The 18527-nt window shown below is 42.5% G+C and carries 18 protein-coding genes; 10 read left to right on the forward strand and 8 right to left on the reverse strand.

Annotation, left to right across the window (positions count from 1 at the left end):
- Positions 1 to 11: 11 nt before the first annotated feature.
- Both TES1_RS06205 and TES1_RS06210 read right to left on the reverse strand, forming a co-directional pair.
- Entirely contained in the window at positions 12 to 722 is a 711-nt protein-coding gene (locus tag TES1_RS06205) for a DUF72 domain-containing protein (protein ID WP_042681153.1), read from the reverse strand.
- 56 nt (positions 723 to 778) lie between these two features.
- Positions 779 to 1456, reverse strand: coding sequence for a diphthine--ammonia ligase (locus TES1_RS06210; RefSeq protein WP_042681155.1), 678 nt, complete (start codon positions 1454 to 1456; stop codon positions 779 to 781).
- A 98-nt stretch (positions 1457 to 1554) separates the two neighbouring features.
- Here TES1_RS06210 and TES1_RS06215 point away from each other — a divergent pair, with 98 nt between their 5' ends.
- Genes TES1_RS06215 through TES1_RS06220 form a run of 3 tightly spaced genes read left to right on the forward strand, consistent with a single transcriptional unit; the run spans position 1555 to position 4312 of the window.
- The gene (locus tag TES1_RS06215) at positions 1555 to 2868 is read left to right on the forward strand and encodes a bifunctional L-myo-inositol-1-phosphate cytidylyltransferase/CDP-L-myo-inositol myo-inositolphosphotransferase (protein ID WP_042681156.1); all 1314 of its coding nucleotides are present in this window, start codon (positions 1555 to 1557) and stop codon (positions 2866 to 2868) included.
- 50 nt (positions 2869 to 2918) lie between these two features.
- Positions 2919 to 3377, forward strand: a complete 459-nt coding sequence (locus tag TES1_RS11110) for a hypothetical protein (protein ID WP_227738464.1) — start codon at positions 2919 to 2921, stop codon at positions 3375 to 3377.
- On the forward strand, positions 3368 to 4312 hold the full coding sequence (locus TES1_RS06220; protein ID WP_227738465.1) for a hypothetical protein: 945 nt from the start codon (positions 3368 to 3370) through the stop codon (positions 4310 to 4312). Before TES1_RS11110 ends, TES1_RS06220 begins: the two co-directional genes overlap by 10 nt.
- Before the next feature lie 278 nt (positions 4313 to 4590).
- On the opposite strand, the gene TES1_RS06225 is transcribed toward TES1_RS06220, so the two are convergent.
- Genes TES1_RS06225 through TES1_RS06240 form a run of 4 tightly spaced genes read right to left on the reverse strand, consistent with a single transcriptional unit; the run spans position 4591 to position 9168 of the window.
- The gene (locus tag TES1_RS06225) at positions 4591 to 5679 is read right to left on the reverse strand and encodes an ABC transporter ATP-binding protein (protein ID WP_042681158.1); all 1089 of its coding nucleotides are present in this window, start codon (positions 5677 to 5679) and stop codon (positions 4591 to 4593) included.
- 10 nt (positions 5680 to 5689) lie between these two features.
- Positions 5690 to 6559, reverse strand: a complete 870-nt coding sequence (locus tag TES1_RS06230) for a carbohydrate ABC transporter permease (protein WP_042681159.1) — start codon at positions 6557 to 6559, stop codon at positions 5690 to 5692.
- Positions 6559 to 7506, reverse strand: a complete 948-nt coding sequence (locus TES1_RS06235; protein ID WP_042681160.1) for a carbohydrate ABC transporter permease — start codon at positions 7504 to 7506, stop codon at positions 6559 to 6561. Before TES1_RS06235 ends, TES1_RS06230 begins: the two co-directional genes overlap by 1 nt.
- Positions 7507 to 7518: 12 nt before the next feature.
- Positions 7519 to 9168: an extracellular solute-binding protein gene (locus tag TES1_RS06240; RefSeq protein WP_042681162.1), complete on the reverse strand. Its 1650-nt coding sequence runs from the start codon at positions 9166 to 9168 to the stop codon at positions 7519 to 7521.
- Positions 9169 to 9568: 400 nt separating this feature from the next.
- Between TES1_RS06240 and TES1_RS06245 the strand changes: the two genes are divergently transcribed.
- The 6 genes from TES1_RS06245 (at position 9569) to TES1_RS06270 (ending at position 15147) form a co-directional block, all read left to right on the forward strand.
- The gene (locus TES1_RS06245; protein ID WP_042681163.1) at positions 9569 to 10720 is read left to right on the forward strand and encodes an inositol-3-phosphate synthase; all 1152 of its coding nucleotides are present in this window, start codon (positions 9569 to 9571) and stop codon (positions 10718 to 10720) included.
- Between the two features lie 115 nt (positions 10721 to 10835).
- The gene (locus TES1_RS06250) at positions 10836 to 12227 is read left to right on the forward strand and encodes an ATP-binding protein (protein ID WP_042681165.1); all 1392 of its coding nucleotides are present in this window, start codon (positions 10836 to 10838) and stop codon (positions 12225 to 12227) included.
- Positions 12228 to 12330: 103 nt separating this feature from the next.
- Entirely contained in the window at positions 12331 to 13035 is a 705-nt protein-coding gene (locus tag TES1_RS06255) for a hypothetical protein (protein WP_042681166.1), read from the forward strand.
- On the forward strand, positions 13032 to 14231 hold the full coding sequence (locus TES1_RS06260; protein ID WP_042681168.1) for a hypothetical protein: 1200 nt from the start codon (positions 13032 to 13034) through the stop codon (positions 14229 to 14231). Before TES1_RS06255 ends, TES1_RS06260 begins: the two co-directional genes overlap by 4 nt.
- A 28-nt stretch (positions 14232 to 14259) precedes the next feature.
- The gene (locus TES1_RS06265) at positions 14260 to 14439 is read left to right on the forward strand and encodes a hypothetical protein (protein ID WP_042681169.1); all 180 of its coding nucleotides are present in this window, start codon (positions 14260 to 14262) and stop codon (positions 14437 to 14439) included.
- A 237-nt stretch (positions 14440 to 14676) separates the two neighbouring features.
- Entirely contained in the window at positions 14677 to 15147 is a 471-nt protein-coding gene (locus TES1_RS06270; protein WP_042681171.1) for a hypothetical protein, read from the forward strand.
- 13 nt (positions 15148 to 15160) lie between these two features.
- On the opposite strand, the gene TES1_RS06275 is transcribed toward TES1_RS06270, so the two are convergent.
- Positions 15161 to 17089 (reverse strand): helicase C-terminal domain-containing protein, encoded by a 1929-nt coding sequence (locus TES1_RS06275; protein WP_042681172.1) that lies wholly within the window; start codon positions 17087 to 17089, stop codon positions 15161 to 15163.
- Positions 17090 to 17160: 71 nt separating this feature from the next.
- Between TES1_RS06275 and TES1_RS06280 the strand changes: the two genes are divergently transcribed.
- A complete protein-coding gene (locus tag TES1_RS06280) occupies positions 17161 to 17448 on the forward strand; it encodes a hypothetical protein (RefSeq protein WP_042681174.1) in 288 nt (95 codons plus the stop codon).
- Here the strand turns inward: TES1_RS06280 and TES1_RS06285 are convergent.
- Entirely contained in the window at positions 17438 to 18484 is a 1047-nt protein-coding gene (locus TES1_RS06285) for a M42 family metallopeptidase (RefSeq protein ID WP_042681175.1), read from the reverse strand. The two genes, TES1_RS06280 and TES1_RS06285, sit on opposite strands and share 11 nt — an antisense overlap.
- Positions 18485 to 18527 lie beyond the last annotated feature (43 nt).

Raw genomic sequence — 18527 nt, forward strand, 5'->3', positions numbered from 1 at the left:
CACCATATCTCTTATATTAAATCTCTGAATCTCTTCGCATCATCACACATATAGACGTTGTTAAAGTAAATGTAGCTTTCCTTTTTGTTCCACTCTTTCACTCGTTCTGCAATCTTTTCAAGCTCTTCATCAGTATATTTGTGCTTGTAAATTATCCTTCCGTTTTCGTATGCCCCATGAAGGCGATAGTAATTGATGTCTCCTCTGTGGAGCGGCTTTCTGATGAGAGGGTCTGTTACATCAATGACATCAAATTCTCTCACGAATTTCTTTATCCCCTTCTCGCTCCAGCCTCTAAGCTCAACAGCTATCTCAATGTCCCTGCTTATCTTTGAGAAGAACTTTTCTGCATTGGCAAAGCTTTCTTCGGTTTCCTTAAAACTTTTGGGAAGCTGAATTAAAATGAATCTTGCGTTCAAAATTCTTGCTTCGTTGAGTGTTATCTCCCAATACTTGAAGACCTCATTGGTGGGCTTTAAAAGTCCAACATCTTTGCTTGGCTTAACGTTGCTCCTCCTCCACGTTGGACTATTGGCTGGATGTGTTATTCCCTGAAAAGCCTTGATTGAAAACACAAATCCTTCAGGTGCTTCGCTCCTCCACTTTTTGAGGGTCTTTTCTTCCAAAATTCGGTAAAAAGTCTGCTGAATTTCAACTGTCTTAAAATCTTGAAAGTACTTCTTTCTTGCTTCACAAAAGCCACAGGTGCCAACAAAAATCATGTGGTCTCACCAAAATTAGAATCGACAGTTCAAAAAATAAAGCTATTGACAAACCCCTATTTCCATTCCAAATGAGTTCTCTTAACAACCAAAACTCCTGAATAGGTGTATTCGTCCCAAACTTTCTCAACATCATCAAAAACTATCTTCGCTTTGAAGAACGGCGCATCCTTAACGAAGGTCTCAAATTCCCCGCCCTCCCCTCCAATGTGAATGCCATATTTTCTGTTCAGCTCTTTAAGCTCCTCAATGGCTTTTTCATCAATAATCCTTCCAAGCCACTTCTTATCCAGACCGTAAGCAGATACTCCAACTATCACAATCTCAAAGCCGGCATGAAGCATATCCCTCAAAAGCATTTCTGGGTTCTTGTGCCACAGGGGAGTATAGCTTCTCAACCCAAGCTCATGACAAACCCTCTCAATCCTCACTCTCTGGTATTCGCTCTCCAAAGCTCCAGCAACAACTCCATCAATGTCCAAGCCTTCAAGAACCCTCTTTAAGTCCTCAACTTCCTTTTCTTTTTCTCCAGTAGTGTACCCTTTGATTAGGGGAATTCCTATCGCCTCAGCCTGCAAATCTGTTAGATGAATGTTCGGGACATGATACATATAGCTCTCTTCACTTTTAGAGTGAATGCTAACCAAATATTTTACATCAAATCCCTGCTGCATTGCCCAATATAAGGCATAAGTTGAGTCCTTTCCTCCCGAAAATAAAGCCGCTATCCTCATATTCCCACCCGAAAGTTTTAAATTAACCTTTGGTGAATTTAATGATGGTATCAAAATAAGATTCTCAATGCATCTTAAAAAAGCTTGGGGGTGATTCAATGGTTCCAGAGAAGGCAGTAATTCTTGCAGCTGGACTTGGAACAAGGTTGGGAAAGCTAACTGAAGAAACTCCCAAAGGCCTTCTAAAAGTTGCTGGGAGAGAAATCCTTTATAGAACTATGAAAGTTCTCCAAGAACTAGGCGTTAGGGAGTTCATAATCATCACAAATCCAAAATATGAGACTAAATTTAGGAAATTTGCTGAGAAGAACGGCTTTAATGCTCGAATAATAATAAACGAACATCCGGAGAAAGGCAATGGATATTCCCTTTATCTAGCCAAAGATTGGGTTGATGGAAGGTTCATCCTTGTGATGAGTGATCATATTTATGAGAGGGCATTTCTTGTGAAAGCAGCAGAAGGAGAGGGGCCAATAGTTGATGAAGCGCCAAGATATATTAGCATTGATGAGGCAACAAAGGTTAAAATCAAAGATAACCGTGTGGAAGACATTGGAAAGCACCTCAAGGAGTTTGATGCTATTGATACTGGATTCTTTGTCTTAACTCCCGAGATATTTGAGGTTGCTGATGAAATTCTGTCAGAAAAAGGAAAAGCCGAGCTGAGTGAGATTGTAAAAAAAGCAAAGCTCAAAGTAACTTTTGTGAGTGGATTTTTCTGGATGGACATTGACACTCCACAGGATATTAAAAAAGCCAGGAAGCTGATAGTTCAGACCTCTGTAAAAGGGAGTGGAGATGGCTTCATATCGAGGCATTTGAACAGAAAGATTTCCACGAGAATAAGCACTCTCCTCGTTGATTATGTTACTCCAAACCAGATGACCGTTGTAACTTTCTTGCTTGGCATTTTATCAGCCCTAGTGAATTTTATCAGCGTCCCTTTGGCTGGGATTACGTACCAAATAAGCTCTATTCTTGACGGTGTTGATGGGGAGATTGCACGTGCAAGCATGAAGACGAGCAGATTTGGTGGTTATGTGGACTCAATTCTTGACAGATACGTAGACTTTGCATTTCTGCTCACATTGGCTTATGTTACAATTAAAGAACCGCTCTGGTGGGCAATAGCTGTGACAGCAATCTTTGGCTCTGCAATGGTGAGCTATTCAACGGAGCGCTATAAGGCAGCATATGGAAGCGACATTTACAGCGACATCCCCACAATGCGATACCTTATCGGAAAGAGGGACGAGAGGATATTCCTAACAATGTTATTCTGCTTAGCTGGGCAAATAAAAGCTCTCTTTGCTCTATTAGCGATCTTAGCAAATCTTAGAATAGCGGCGACAGTTTGGCTGGTTTGGAAGTTAAAGAACAATGCACATAAGTGTAACTATCACGATATCTAATAGAAAAATTTAAAAACTTCAAATTGTATTATACTAGTGGTGGTAACATCATGAAGAGAAAGAGTTGGAAGATACTGGGTTTGGTATTGACAGTATTAGTGATAGCAACAACAGCAGCCGAGGCGTTGCCGTTTCTTGGAAATTCCATAAGTTTAGTCTTTGTAGATGAAGAAGGAAAGCCGCTTACAGAACTCTCAAAGAACGTTGAGGTTCAGGTGCAAATAGATGCTCTATTGCCCGAAGGAGAGGAAGTTTACAAAACCATATTTTACGGTAGCCTTAAGAAGCCACGCTTCTTTGGCTTCTTGAAAAAGGGAAACACTATCAAGTTGTCAGCTGAAAGTAAAGATTTTAGCACAGTACTTCGAGAATGGAACAAAGTACATCCAGAGGGGATTGACACAGCTTTGGTAATTTCAGTCTGGATTCTCGATTATGAACATAACCAGCTTTACAGAGGCTTTACTGTAGTGAACTACAACACAAAAAAGTTAAGACAATGGGATTGAGAAAAACTGTAAAAATTAATGTTCACGAGCTAGCATCTGAGTCATTGCCCAAAGATGTCACTCCACTTGGTTCAAACAGACATTTCTACATATGGAGAACAGACTGGAGCTTATCCTGGAGACCTACAAGCTACATAGAGGTTCCAATCTTGATAGTCAAAAACAAGAATTCTAATGGACCTACACTAAGTGCGTGGGTAGATATTGTGAGAAACAGATACAGCAGGTTTGACTACACTTTTGGATATGGATATAAAATTTCCCAAAAAGATACTCCATCTCTGGATATCTACAGCGGACAATACTACACCATAAGGAAGAGACTGAGATTTGGAGATGACATGCTAATCCAACCAGGCAAATCAGGTTATATCTATATCAAGGCAAAACCCTTCCATCTTCATGAAAAAGAGTACAGATGTGTTGGGAGTTTAAATAGATGTACTCCCACTGGCTATGAAAGAATCCAAGAGGGAATAAGGGAAGTCAAAACTTCAGGAAGCAGAATAATTGGAGGAGCTCGAGAGAATTCTCTTCCACCCTATAGTGTCATGAGCAAAATCTACTATGGAACAACACTTGATTACGTGGGTAGGCTTAATATCAACGAAAAGATATATCTTGGAGAACTCTTTAACAATGAAGGATCATGCACTTTTAGCTTTGGTTTTGGGATACCAGTTGGTGCTTTAGCCGCTGCTTTTGGACCAGTTCCTCTATGGGCTTCTGGGCTTTCAGTATCATTCCACTATGAAACATCAGATTCACTTGAGGTTTATGGTGGAATAAAAAATAGAGGTGCAAACCCTTGGGGACATAACAAAACAGTTTATCTCAACACTAGGATTAGTAGGTATACATATCATTCAGGAACATGCAACATGAAAGTTCCAGTTGGGGTCTACATAGAAGCAAAGACAAGCAGATGGAGTTAATGTTTTACTTTTTCTCTTTTGATTATTGTCATGAAGTGTGTATTATACCAAGCATAATCTAATCTTAAGGACTGTCACCTCGGTTGTGCTAACTATGAACTATCAATTAAGTTCCCATGTTCATAGTAAGGAAAATTTTGGATATGGGTTTGTAGCAAATGCATTATTTACTAAACACAAGAGTTGCTTTTTTCATTTAAAAGTTTCACTGATTTAAATATATCCGGCTAAGAGAAAATTAAAAGTAAATGGGAACATGAAGAATCCTGATTCCCCCGTTACTCCTCCAAAAACTCCAACGCTTTCTCTGTCTTTTTATCGAACAGGACGATTCTATCTTCCCTAATCTTCACTGTTACCTTTTCTCCAAATGTGAAGTGCTCTCCCTCTGGTGCAAACACTTTAACAAATGCTCCACTGTTTACTGAAACAGTAACTATCTGCTCCCTCCCAAGAGGTTCGAAAGAGTAAACTTCCCCAACTAATCCTTCACTGATGCCCTTTACAACCTCTGCATCATGCGGTCTAAATCCAAGGAGCACTTCCTTTATGTCGAGCTTTTCAATCAGCTCCTTATACTGAGCAGGAACAGGTATCCTGCTTTCGTAAACCCTTAAGTAGCCATTTTCAACCTCCGCTTCAACAAAGTTCATGGGCGGATTTCCAAGGAATCCTCCAACGAACTTGTATTTTGGCTTGTAGTAGACGTCATCTGGAGTCCCTACTTGGAGTATCTTCCCTTCCCTAATCACAGCTATTCTGTCGGCCATTGCCAATGCCTCAGCTTGGTCGTGAGTAACGTAAACTGCCGTAATGCCTAACTCCTTCTGCAGTCTCTTCAGCTCAGCTCTAACTTCAATTCTAAGCAGAGCATCTAAGTTGCTCAGAGGCTCATCCAAGAGCAGGACATCCGGCTCTTTAACTAAAGCTCTTGCTATTGCAACTCTCTGCTGCTGACCACCGCTGAGCTGCCAGGGATATCTATCAAGCAAGTTCTCGATGTGAAGCATCTTTGCGACTTCTCTCACTTTCTTTTCAATTTCCTGCTTTGGGACTTTTCTCAGCTCAAGGGGAAATGCTATGTTGTCAAAAACTTTCATATGTGGATATAGCGCCCAGTTCTGGAAGACTAAGCCAACGTTTCTGTCTTTTGGTGGAATCTCTGTAACATCTCGATCGTCAAAGTAAATTCTCCCGCTCGTCGGCTTGTAAATTCCGGCTATTGTGTAGAGCAGGGTAGATTTTCCACTTCCTGAAGGTCCCAATAAAGCCATGAATTCTCTATCATCAATTTTCAGATTAATATTATCCAGAGCAGTGAAGTCTCCGAATTTTTTGGTTATCTCCTTGAGGATAATCTTAACCATCTCAACCACCTCAACCTTTGATTCCACCCGAATAACCTTGCAGTAATATTTGCTGTGCCGTAAGGAAGAATATTATCGTTGGGAGCAGATAGAGAGTTCCGGCAGCAGCTATTAGGGGCATGTGGGAATACTCAGCCTCAATGTTTGCTTCAATGAATGTTGCTAAAGTCTGGTCAATGAGGAAAGTTCTCACGTAGATTATATCCTGCCAGCCAGCCAAGAATGCAAACAAAGCGACTGCCAATATGCCAGGCTTGATTAAAGGCAGCATAATCTTCCACCAGACTTTTATCCTTGAGGCTCCGTCAATTATGCCCGACCACTCAAATTCCCATGGTATTGTGTCAAAGAAGCCCTTCATTAGCCAGACAGACATTGGAATTTCGAGAGCTGCCCTCGCTAAGATTACGTAAAAGAAGGAATAAAGCCTTATTATATCCGGACTCTGTGGGAAGGTTAAGCGGTAGAGCAAATAGACGCCAACAATTAAAGCCACACCTGGGAAAGCGTGCAAGATTAAGAGCAGAACCATCATATGCTTTCTTCCTCTAAAATCAATTCTTGAGAGTGAGTAGCCTGACAAAGCGCTGATGAAAGTTACAACTCCAGCCACTCCTAAGGCAACTACAAGCGTGTTGAATGTAACTTTCAATATGTTAGTCCTTATTCCACCCGTTGTAGCTAGTTTCCCTTGGAACACATTAATCCAGTTTTCCAAAGTAAAGCGGAATGAGCTCAAATCTAAGTTAGTGACCATCTCCTTGCTGAAGCTTGAAAGCACTAATAGAGAAAAGCCAAGGATCAAAGGCAAGCTTGCGAAGAGGATTGCAAGGATGATTACCCACTCATACTTGCTTGGCCTTGTTTCTACGTCCTTCATCAGAAGTCACCTCTTGGCCTTTTCATCATTTTCTCAAATTGCAAAACTTTTAAAGTCACGAATCCCCCTATTACACCAATAATCGACAAAATCACTGCTGCCGCTGCTGCTAATCCTTGGTCTTGCTCTCCTCTCCCAAATGCTGTGTTGAATACGTATAATGCTAGGGTAGTTCCATAGTCTCTGTTTACCAAGTCCCACTGGACTAGGAGGAAGATGTGCGGATACGTTGTGAGCAAACTTAAGAACTGCCACGTTAAAACATAAAGGAAGTGCCACTTTGTGAGGGGGATTAGGATTTTTCTTGAGATTTCCCAAGCTGATGCACCATCAACTCTCGCAGCAATGATAAGCTCCTTTGGAATCTGATTTAAGGCTGATGTGAAGACTATCATACCAAAGCTCACACCAACAAGACCATTCACAAAAATGATTATGCTCCAAGCTCCCCAAGGTACAGTTTGACCCCAGGGAATTGGCTGAGAAATTATACCAAGCTTCATTAAAATTGAATTTAATGTTCCAATTTCACTTCCATGGAAGAAATAATACCAGACAAGACTGTAAACGGCAATTGGAGACATTCTTGGCAGAAGCCAGAGGAGCCTAAAACTTGAAGCTGGCTTTTCACTTATGAAGAAAGTAGCTAAAGCTAACGCTAAACCTCCAAAAACGTTAATGATGAGCGTAATCCCAACGAAAACCACAGTTGTTAAAATCACAGCCTTAAAAGTTGGGTCGTGCTGGAACATGTAAAGCAGTCTTTGATAGTTGTAGAATCCGACAAATTCAGTGAGATATTTCTCAACGTTCCAGTTTCTCATTCGAGTGAAGCTTATATAAACGGTCATAACTAAAGGCACTAAGTAAAACAGCACAACCATCAAAATCATTGGAGAAAGAAAAAAGGAAAGGGCTGTAAACTTCTCCCTATTGATTTTATTCATGTTCTCACCTCTTCACTGTGGGAACTTCCAGTCCTTTGGAATCTCTCCGACGATTTCGACATTTTGAGCAAGCTCTGGGTCTGCCTTAACTTTCTGGATGATGTAGTTAACTCCATCTTCTGGTGTCATTTCTCCTCTGAGAACCTTGTCAACTGCTTCCTTGAAGATGTCTGCCAGTGCTGGGTACTTTGGATGAGCTGGAGCTAAGTGTGTGTATTCAAGCATGTAGCTGACATCTGCGAGGAATTGAGCGTTGATTGGGTTGACTGTTGCTTGGACAATGTCTTTTATGTTGTCTTTAACTGTCTGATCCAAATCGAGGTTGAGGTTCTTTAAGTCATTGAGCCACTTCTCGTCTTTGATAAGCTTTGCTGCCTCTTTTCTAACTGGGAGGTGTGCTGAGATAACACTGTGGATTGCGTTGATGTCTGGGTCGCTTGCCTTTATGAGCATGAGGAATGCAAGTTTGTGGTAAACATCTTTAAGCTCGTCATACTTTGGATTCTGTGCACCAGCTTTTGAGTTGATCATCCAGACGAAGGGTTGGCTGAGTGTTACTGGCTTGTCTCCCTTCTCACCAGCTGGGAATAAAGTATAAGCGAACCACTCTTTCACTTCTTCGGGTTTGAGTCCTCTTGGCTCCCCACCGCCTTTAGCATAGTACTGCTTGGTCTGCCACTCTGTCCAGTACCATGTTCCACCAATGTCGAATAAAGTTCTACCCTCAACAATTGTTGGGTGAATCTGCTTAGCCCAGTCCCAGCTCATTATGTCCTTTGGAAGCAAGCCATCTTGAGCAAACTTCCACTCAACATAGAGCCACTTATACACAGCTGGAACATCAACGACGAGCTTTCCAGTCTTCTCGTCATAGAGCTTTCCACCAAAGGCGAAGATGAACTGTATTAGGTCTGGGTGGGCTGAACCCTTTCTGTGAATCAATCCCCACTCAGCAGCACCGCTCTCTTTAGCCTTCTTAGCCCAGTAATAGACGTCGCTCCATGTGAACTCTCCATTCTTCACCTTTTCGGGAAGGGTGTTCACATCAAGTCCAATCTTTGCAGCAACGTCTTTTCTAACGTAGAGTGGCCTTGCCTCAGTGTCCTGTGGCAGGCCATAAAGCCTTCCATTGAACTTTGAAGCCTCTATGAGTGATGGATAGAAGTCATCAATGACACTCTTGTAGGCGTTTGCATAGTCCGTTATGTCGAGAATGTAGCCTTCATCTGCCAGTGTTGGAAGGAACGCATAGGAGTTCACAAAGAAGTCTCCAGCCTGTCCCAGTGGTTGCTTGCTGAGGTACTCCTTGTAGGCATCTTGGAAGGAGGCAACGTAGTGTGTGTCTGTAATCACAATTTTCACTTTAATTCCATTCTCTTCCCAAACCTTGTTTATCCTTCTTGCAGCTTCGACAATACCATAGACTCTCATGACACTGTTGGGGTCACCTGAACCCCATGCAGAGAACTTGACCTCATTAATTCCATTTTGCTCAAGAACCTTTCCTATTGCAATTACATCCTTTGTAAAGTCTCCAGTAAGTTGAACTTCTGCAGAAGGAGCTTGTGTCTGAGTTGCTGTTTCTTTCTCGCCGCCGATACAACCGCTGGCAATCACTCCAAGAAGCAATATTGCAATTAACCATACAGCTCTTGCTTTCATTGTCATCACCCACTAGCAGTTTTCAAAAGCTAGAGCCGAAAAGGCTCCAAAAGGGTTATTTAAGAAGGTAAATTAGGGCCATATTTTAGTTAGCTTTTGTTATTTATAAAATTTATGGACTTTGGAAGATTTAGAAAGGATTTACTCCACTCCTATGAGTAGTATTCAGCATAAAATGTGCGAAATCCTTAAAAATCCACCAATATTAATAAATATTTGGAAGCTTTTCCTTGTTATATTACAACATATCTCCCCGTATATTCGAGTTTTAACAAGTCTCTGGAGCTTTCAAATTTGCTAGACGAGGACTCTTGATATTATATTATTATTAAAGATTTCACAACCAAAAACTATTTAATAGTTATAAAATAATTAACAGCAAGAAAAGGAGGTGGTAGAAATGGTGAGGGTTGTTATACTTGGGCAGGGATATGTTGGGAGCATATTTGCAATAGGAGTTGAAAGAATCAAAAGAGGAGACCTTGGCTACTACGGAATTCCACTGGCAAATGAGTTACCAATAAAAGTAGAGGACATTGAGATTGTAGGTTCTTATGATGTTGATAAGAGCAAGATTGGAAGACCCCTCTACGAAGTTGTCAAGAGATACTGGGAAGACGAAATCCCGGAGAGCCTCAAGAACGTTGTAGTGAGGAAGGGCATTCATTTGGGAAGCCTCCGCAACCTGCCAATTGAAGCTGAAGGCTTGGAAGACAAGATGACTCTCAAAGAAGCTGTAGAAAAGATTGTTGAGGAGTGGAAGGAACTCAAGCCAGATGTCATTGTCAACGTTTGTACAACTGAGGCATTTAAGCCGTTCAACAGCAAAGAAGAGCTAATCAAAGCCATAGAAAATGACAACAGAGAAAGACTAACAGCGACACAAGTTTACGCTTATGCTGCTTCGCTGTATGCAAAAGAAGTAGGTGGAGCGGCTTTCGTAAATGCAATTCCAACATTGATAGCAAACGACAATGCATTCCTTGAACTTGCAAAGGAGAGCAACTTAGTCATCTTTGGAGACGACGGTGCAACTGGTGCAACACCATTGACAGCTGACATCTTGGCTCATTTAGCTCAGAGAAATAGATATGTTAAGGACATTGCCCAGTTTAACATCGGTGGAAACACAGACTTCTTAGCTTTGACAGACAAAGAGAGAAACAAGAGCAAAGAATACACAAAGTCAAGCGTGGTGAAGGATATTTTAGGCTACGATGCACCGCACTACATCAAGCCAACTGGATTCCTTGAACCCCTTGGAGATAAGAAGTTCATCGCAATGCACATTGAGTATGTCAGCTTCAACGGAGCCCTTGATGAGCTTGTCATAACTGGAAGAATCAACGACAGCCCAGCTTTGGCTGGACTATTAGTTGACCTAGTCAGACTAGGAAAAATTGCTGTTGAGAAGAAGGAGTGGGGAACGGTTTATGAAGTCAATGCTTTCTACATGAAAAATCCAGGACCAGCAGAGAAGGGCAACATTCCAAGGATTATCGCTTATGAAAAGATGCGCCAATGGATAGGGCTTAAGCCGAGATGGCTGTGAGTTGTGGAGATTATTGAGCGAAGGTATAGTGATCTTCCAGCTCGTGTTATTTTATTTTTTAGTTCCAACAAGCATGTTCGAAAATCTTAAATAGTTATAGCTTGAGTATTATACTATGACAATAACTTTTGTTAACCGGGAGTCAGAACTATCATTTATGGAGGAGCTTTGGAAGAGGGAGAATGCATTCCTGCCGGTGTACGGAAGGCGAAGAGTTGGAAAAACCCGCCTAATTAAGGAGTTTATAAAGGACAAGCCTTCTCTTTACTACCTCGCTCGAAACAGCACCTACATGGACAATCTCAGGGAGTTTGCCAGCGTAGTTCTTGAAAAGTTCCCCTCGCCTTTTCTGAACCCCTCATCATTCTCAAGCTTTTCGGACGTTTTCAGATACCTTGCTGAGAAGGGGAAGCTTATAGTCGTTATAGACGAGTTTCCCTATCTCATTCACTCAGATAAAAAAGTTCTCAGTGAGTTTCAGTATATTGTTGATGAAGTCGTTAGAAATTCACGGCTTCATTTAATCTTGGTAGGCTCAAGTGTAGGAATGATGGAAGAGCACGTCCTGAGCCAAAAAAGCCCCCTTTACGGACGGAGGGATGGCCAAATAAAGCTCGACCCATTAGACTTTTTCAATTCCTGGAAGCTCTTAGGGACTGACGTTGAAGAGGCCCTGAAGATTTACGGAATAACCGGCGGGATTCCAGCATATCTCCTTCTGTTCAGACGCTTTGAAGATGTTAAAAGCGTGGCTTTCAGCAAAAGAGGCTTTCTTTATGCTGAAGCGGATTTTCTGCTTTCGAGTGAGCTGAGAGAGCCAAGGGTTTACAAGCTTATCCTGAAAGCAATAGCTGAAGGAAAGACGCGCTTCAACGAGATAAGCACCTACACGGGCATCCCCCGCTCGAACCTCTTCAAGTACGTTGAGGTTCTTGAAAGGCTTGGCTTCCTCAGGAGAGAGATTCCTGTGACGGCACCTCCAAAAACAAAGCACACCAGATACAGGATAGCCGACAGCTACATGACCTTCTACTTTAGGTTCATTGAAAAATACCGGAACGAAATTGAGCTCGAAAGCCTTGACTTCTGGGAGGACTTTTTAGGGGAATACAACCACTACCTTGGCTCGGTTTTTGAGAGAGTAGCAAAGCAGTTTCTGGTCGAATTGAACAAGGCTGGAAAGTTACCGTTCAAGTTCACTAAGATTGGAAGGTGGTGGCATAAGAGTGAGGAGATTGATATCGTTGCTCTCAACGAGCGGGAGAGGAAGGCGCTGTTTGTGGAAGTCAAGTGGAAGGATTTGAGCGAGAGAGAAGCAAAAGGGATTTTGAAAGACCTTGAAAAGAAGACTGAACTTGTAGGGCTGGAGGGGTGGAAGCACCATTACGGACTGATTGCTAAAAACGTTGAGAGGAAAGAAAAACTAAGGGAAGATGGCTTTCATGTCTGGGACTTGGAGGACTTTGGCTCTCCTCATTCTCCTTTGTCAGCCTTGACAAACCGTTAAGGTTTTCGCCGGGAAAACGTATTTTAGGAGAAACACCAAAATAAGTGAGAAGTGAGTACTGATAAGTCGTCAACAACACATCCTCAAAGGTGAAACACAATGTATGGGCCATACGATCGGGAAATTGGCGGAATTGAAAGCGGACACATTCGCAGAAAGACGAAAGAGGAAAAAATACCACGATACACTAGGAGAGCATCTACACCATTTCCACGATGACTACGAATTGTTTCGAAAAATCGTCAAGACGTTGTATCCAGAAGCTGAGGAAACTGAAATCCAGAAATACGCCGTTCAAATAGAGTCAAGCGGAGACCGCAGCAAGGGGTTCGGGATCTGGATAGAAGGATATGGGAAGCATGCTGAGCAGGTGCCAGCATGGGAGTATCCAAAACTCTCCCTGTTCTACCGTCTGCTGACCGCACTAACAGCGATGAAGCATCATCTAGACATAGAAGACGCATACCGTGCATTATCAGTCGAACTTCCAAAGAGGTTGAGCCACAGGGTTTCAAGACCCGACGAAATAGACGAAATAGAAAAGAAGGTTGAGGAACTCGTTAAAGAAGGCTTAATTCCAGAATTCTCGAAAAGAGACGTCGTTGATCTGGCAAAGGAGCTATCAGAGATCGTATACGAGATATTTCCAGATAAAGAATCTATACTCAAACATCGTGAAAGAATATTAAAACAAACTCGAGAAGATAGGAGCTGGGGCGTCAAAGATAAGGGCTTAGGAGACTACTGGTATGAGGTAGTACTAAGGGACGTCCTGAAGAAACACAGCAAAAAATCACCGAAATTATGAAGAGGGGGACGGCACAGCTCCCCACTCCGCCAGCAGGAACGAAGATCATCAAAGAAACCACTCCTCCGCTCCAGGAAGTGGCGCTGAAAACCCTCAAGAACCTGGGAGTGGACATAAAACTGGAAACGGGAGACGTGGAGGAGAGGAAGTCGAAAATATTCTCGTGGCTGGTGAAGAATGAGCTCATTGAAGTTGGTGAGGAGAACGGGAAGCCAGTAGTGAAGGCATCTGATAAGCTCAGGAAGATATTGGGAACAAAGAATTCGAAAGCAGTGGCGGCGATGATAAAATGGGCGGCGGAGGAAGAGGGGACCACATTAGAGCACGTGGAGCCCGTGGCAAAGGTGCTCGCCGCTCTGGAAGAGTTCAGGCAGATAAGCAAGAAGAAAGACCCCGCACTGGCAAAGGCGTTGGAAAAGGCCATGAAGAGCAAGCACACCATCAGGGAAATATACTACATGCTCCAAGGCATTTACACGCCGGAGGAGCTGTCGAGGAAGTGGAGCGAGAAGTTCGGCACGATAAGCCTTGTACAGATGTTCGAACGCTATCCAGAACTGGCGAAGGCAACCCTTAAGGCAATGGAAGAAATGAAAAAGAAGGGGATAACAGCACCGCCCGTGCCGAAGTACTGGGCAAACCTCCCCCAGAAGATAAAGGACGGAGCTGCAGCGGTGAAAGGCTTTGAAAAGGCTCTCAGCTTTGCCACTGCGGGAAGATTGGCTTTCAGCGCTTTCGAATCCATTGCAATCAGGGGGCTCCCAGAGAGCGGTAGGGAAATTGAAACTCTGCTATCTGAGATACTTGAGCGCATTCCGCTGCTTGCGCCGTGGGTCAAAGAAATTCCAGAGCAGCTACAAAAAGAAGTTAAACAGCTCGCCAGGCTCTTAGCCCTTATGAAAGACCCTGAATATATAGGGGTGCTTGAAGCTGAACTCCAACCGATGGTTGAGAAGATTCCAGAAAGTAAAAAGGTAGGTCTCTTCAGGAGGGAGTCTCCAAGAAGAAAGGTTGAGGACTTTGCGACTCTGCTCATGGAGGGCAACCTGAGCGAGGAAGAAGCGGAGAGAAAGGCTGAAGAACTTAAAGGATACCTGAAAGCCTATCTCTCGGAGGATGAGATAGAGGCACTGCTCGATGGCTTGATGCTTCCGTTCAGGGCTAAGAAATTCCTTAAAGCTTACGGGGGACGCTGAGAGCTTTCTCTTCGATTACGCTCATGCTGTGGCATCGCGGTTCCTTACGGTTGAGGCGCACCTTTATCAAGCCATCAAAGATGGGAGCTTTGAAAGCCTCCACGATGCTCTGGTGAAAACCCTTGCCCTGATGCCGTCGCTTGAAGGCTATGATAGAGTTCCCCTTAAGAAGTTCGAGGAAACAAAGAGGCTGCTGAGCAGACTCTGAGAAAGTTTTTGAGTTCTCAAACAGATACTATCATGGAGATGCAACTCATGATAACATTAGAAGAACAGTGAAACTGCTCCAATAATTTCCCAATATAGATAGGGGGCTAAGTTATGAAAAAGCAAATAATAGTCTCTTTTTTCCTTGTCTCCATTTTATTTCTTGCATTCCTCACTCTGTTTTTTTAATAACACTGCAGAGCTAAAAGAAAAACAAGGAGATTACAACAAAACAACGTTGCATATTGACCCCCTCTCTAAAGGGAATTTGTCTCTTTCCGTTAGGGTTTCTCCAAAAGTTTTGACACCAAATGAAAGCTTTAATATAGCTGTTAGGCTGAGGAATATTGGTAATACCTCTGTTAGAGTAGTAAGCCCTGTGTGGATGGCAAGCTTACATATTGCAGTTTACTTTGAGAATGGAACTCGAATTAAATACGCTGGTCCAAGACCTTCCTTCCTGCCCTTAACAAATGAAAACCTCAAGATTCTTCAACCTGGGGAGGAGATTGCTAATATTTACGAATTTTCATGGGATGCAAAACCTGGACGAGGTGGAGTGAAAGATTGGTACTTCCCATGGAAAGGTAAGTATAAAGTTGTGATTACATACAATCCAAACCTAGAATATTCAAAGATAACGCTTCCCTACTGGAGGGAGAAAATACTGAAAGCTGAAGACTGGTTTGAAGTTAGATTTTCAGACTAAACGTCCATCATACTCAGTTTTTCTCTTCTTCCAAATTTCTGTAAAACCTTCTTAAATAGAGCTTCATTCTCGGCAGATTAACGGGTTTTATAGTTTCGTTCATCCAATCGGGTAAATCTTTTCGTATCGAGCTCCAAAGAACGCGGTAGTCCAGAATAATTATTGCTCCTTTCTCTTCGGCACTTCTATGAACTCTTCCAGCCGCTTGAACAAGCTTTCTGTGAGCCGGCAGATAATAACCGTAGTATCTTCCCTTTCTTGGGAACTTCTTTTCAAAATACCTTATTTGAGCTTGAACTCTCGGAGTAGGCCTTGCATATGGGATTCCGACCAGAACAACACCGTTCATTTCATCTCCCGAATAATCCTGTCCTTCACTGTTCCTACCACCCATAACCCCTAACAAAACTCCACCCTCTCTTTTTGCCTCCTCTTTAAATGCTCTAACCAAAATGTCATTCCCCTTAGAGCTTGCATTCTTCTTCTCAATGAAAACCTTTTTGCCAACCTCTTCCTCAATTCTCAAATGAACGTTGGCGGATAAGAGACCTTGAAGGACTTCATATGAAGCCGTAAAAACACCAACATTCTTGGGAATGAGCTTTGCCGCTTCAACAATGTATTCAGCCATTTTTCTGTATAACTCTAAATTCCTTCCCTCTCCTCTCGTCGAGACGTCCTTAGCGACTAAGACAAGAGCATTCTCTTTCTTAACCATCCTCGGGAACTTTTTAAGCTTTGCATTCTCAATTCCCATAATGTCTTTAAAAGCCTCAAGAGGTGTCAGCGTTCCGGACATGAAAATAGCCGATTGCACATCGTTTATGAAATCCAAAGCCCTAGAAGGGTCTAAAGCGACCAATTCAAGGGAAAAACCCTTATCCTTGCTCATTATAAAGAGATAATCCTCCCTACCAATTACAGAAAGCCAGTTCAACAGAAATTCCCCGACTCTTCCAACATAAGAACGTGGAGGCTTGTTCTTCTCAATTTTATCTTCTCTAATTGCATCTCCTACCTCAACCATCTCTCTCAAAATCCTGACTAAAAGTCTCTCACTGATATTAAGAATATTAAAAACATGAGCAAATATGCTTTCTGGAAGAACGGGAGCTTCCTCAACTTCCCTATCCTTTAAACGCTCATTGTAGAGATTCTCCAGCCCTTTTAAGAAGATGCCCAAAAAGTTTGCAATCTCATGCTCGTTATACTCTTCAGCCTCTTTTATCGCCCTGGTTATGCTGTTAAGGGTTATCTTATCGCTTAAAACGTCAATAGCTTGATTTGGTAAGTTGTGAGCTTCATCAAAAATTACTATCAAATCCTCATAATCAACTCCTAAACTCTCAATGAAGGCCTCTCTAATAATTGGATTGAGCATGTAGAGGTAGCTCGCAACAATCACATTCGCCTTTTCTCCTACTTTCCTTGTAACTTCATAAGGACAAAGCTCTAAGAGCTGGGAGTACTGGAGAATCTCAATTGGCTGGGAAGGGGAATTTCTGAAGTATTCAACAATCTCGTTAAATTCATCTTTCTTTTTCTTAACGTTCTCAAAGTAGTCACACTTGTGGAGCTTTTTGAGGTTTTTACACACAATCATGGCATTGTAAGCATCAGGAGCAAAGTTTTGAATGTAAGAGTGGAGGCAGAGCTCTTTTCTGCTTCTAAACTCTACACCGCTAACGGGGTTTATCTTATTTATCTCCTTGAGTTCCTCTATAACCCTATCCATCTGTTTATGAGTTCTGGCTAGATAAACAACCTTAAAACCCATGCTCAAGGCATAAGGTAACACTCCAGCAAGAACGCTTATTGTTTTTCCAAAACCAGTTGGAGCTTCAATTACTAAATTCTCTCCTTTTCTAACTGCCTCATCAACTAACCTAATGAACTCCTCTTGATTTGGACGCAGTGATTTATAGGGGAAGTAATCGCTCATCTTGACTCATCAAAAAAGTTATTAATGCTTCTTTTTAACTTTTCTCACAGAGATTAAAAGAGGGGGCTAAAATGGAAGAAAAAGATAAAAAACTCATTGAGAGTGGCATTGAAGCGTTAATTCTTGGATGGCTGGCGTATCTGTTCTTTTACCAGAACTTCCTCCTCTATAAGTGGCACCGCGGATTGTCCTTACCTCCAAAGCTCCCATTCATGGTTGCAGGGATTCTTGCAGGTTTAGCGTACTTCCTTTACAGATGGGAGAAGATAGAGAAGGAAACCCTAAAAGAAGTTCCAAAAGAAACTTCCGCTCCACAGGAAGTTCCAGAAGAAGAAAAAGAGAAAGAAATCAAATCTTGAGCTCGTGAATATGCTCAAGAACTTTAACCATCAGCTCAACGCTTGCATCAACGTCCCTCTCATCAACAACTTCTGCATTTGAGTGAATGTATCTTGAAGGAACGCTTATTGCACCTGTTGGAACACCAGCTTTATTGAGGTGAATTGCCCCTGCATCTGTTCCTCCACCGAGGAGAATGTCCCACTGATATGGGATTTCATACTTCTTAGCAAGCTCCTCCATCCATCTGACAATTGTTGGGTGGCAGATAACTGAACGGTCCATTATCTTGATTGCTGTTCCTTTTCCGAGCTGTGTAACCTGCTTGTGCTCTGGAGTTCCTGGAACGTCAGCTGCAATGGTAACATCAATTGCAAAGCCGTAATCTGGGTCAATGCCAAAAGCACTTATCCTTGCACCTCTCAAACCCACCTCTTCTTGGACTGTGGCAACAAAGTAAATATCTGCATTGGTCTCGCTGAGCTTTCTTGCAGTTTCAACTAAAGTATAGACGGCAATTCTGTCGTCAAATGCAATGCTCACAAGTCTGTGCTTTCCTAATCTCTCCAAGCGGCCGTCCCATGTAATGATTGTGCCTATTCTAACGCCCATTTCTTCTGCCTCTTCCTTGCTCTCAGCACCGATGTCAATGAAAACCTGATCCCAATCTGGAGCTTTCTTCCTGTCCTCTGGCTTCTGGATGTGCGGAGGAACTGAACCGCCAACACCGTAGATGAACTTATCCTTGTCAACCCAGACCTTGAAGCGCTGGGCAATTAAAGTTCTTGGATCTATGCCACCTATAGGTGCAACCCTCAGAAATCCATTCTTTTCAATATGGGTTACCATCAAACCAATTTGATCCATATGTGCTGCAAGCATGACCTTTGGGCCATCGCCTTTTTTATGGGCTATAACGTTGCCAAGTTTATCAACCTTTATTTCATCAACGTATGGTTTAAAGGCCTCGATAACGACGTCTCTAACACCAAGAAATTCATATCCAGAAACACCTGGAGCTTCAACTATTTTCTTCAAAAGTTCATAGTCAACCATTTCTATCGCCTCCGTTTAGATGTCCATCTTAATGGTCTCAGCA

The organism is Thermococcus paralvinellae, assembly GCF_000517445.1.
Lineage (GTDB): Archaea > Methanobacteriota_B > Thermococci > Thermococcales > Thermococcaceae > Thermococcus_B > Thermococcus_B paralvinellae.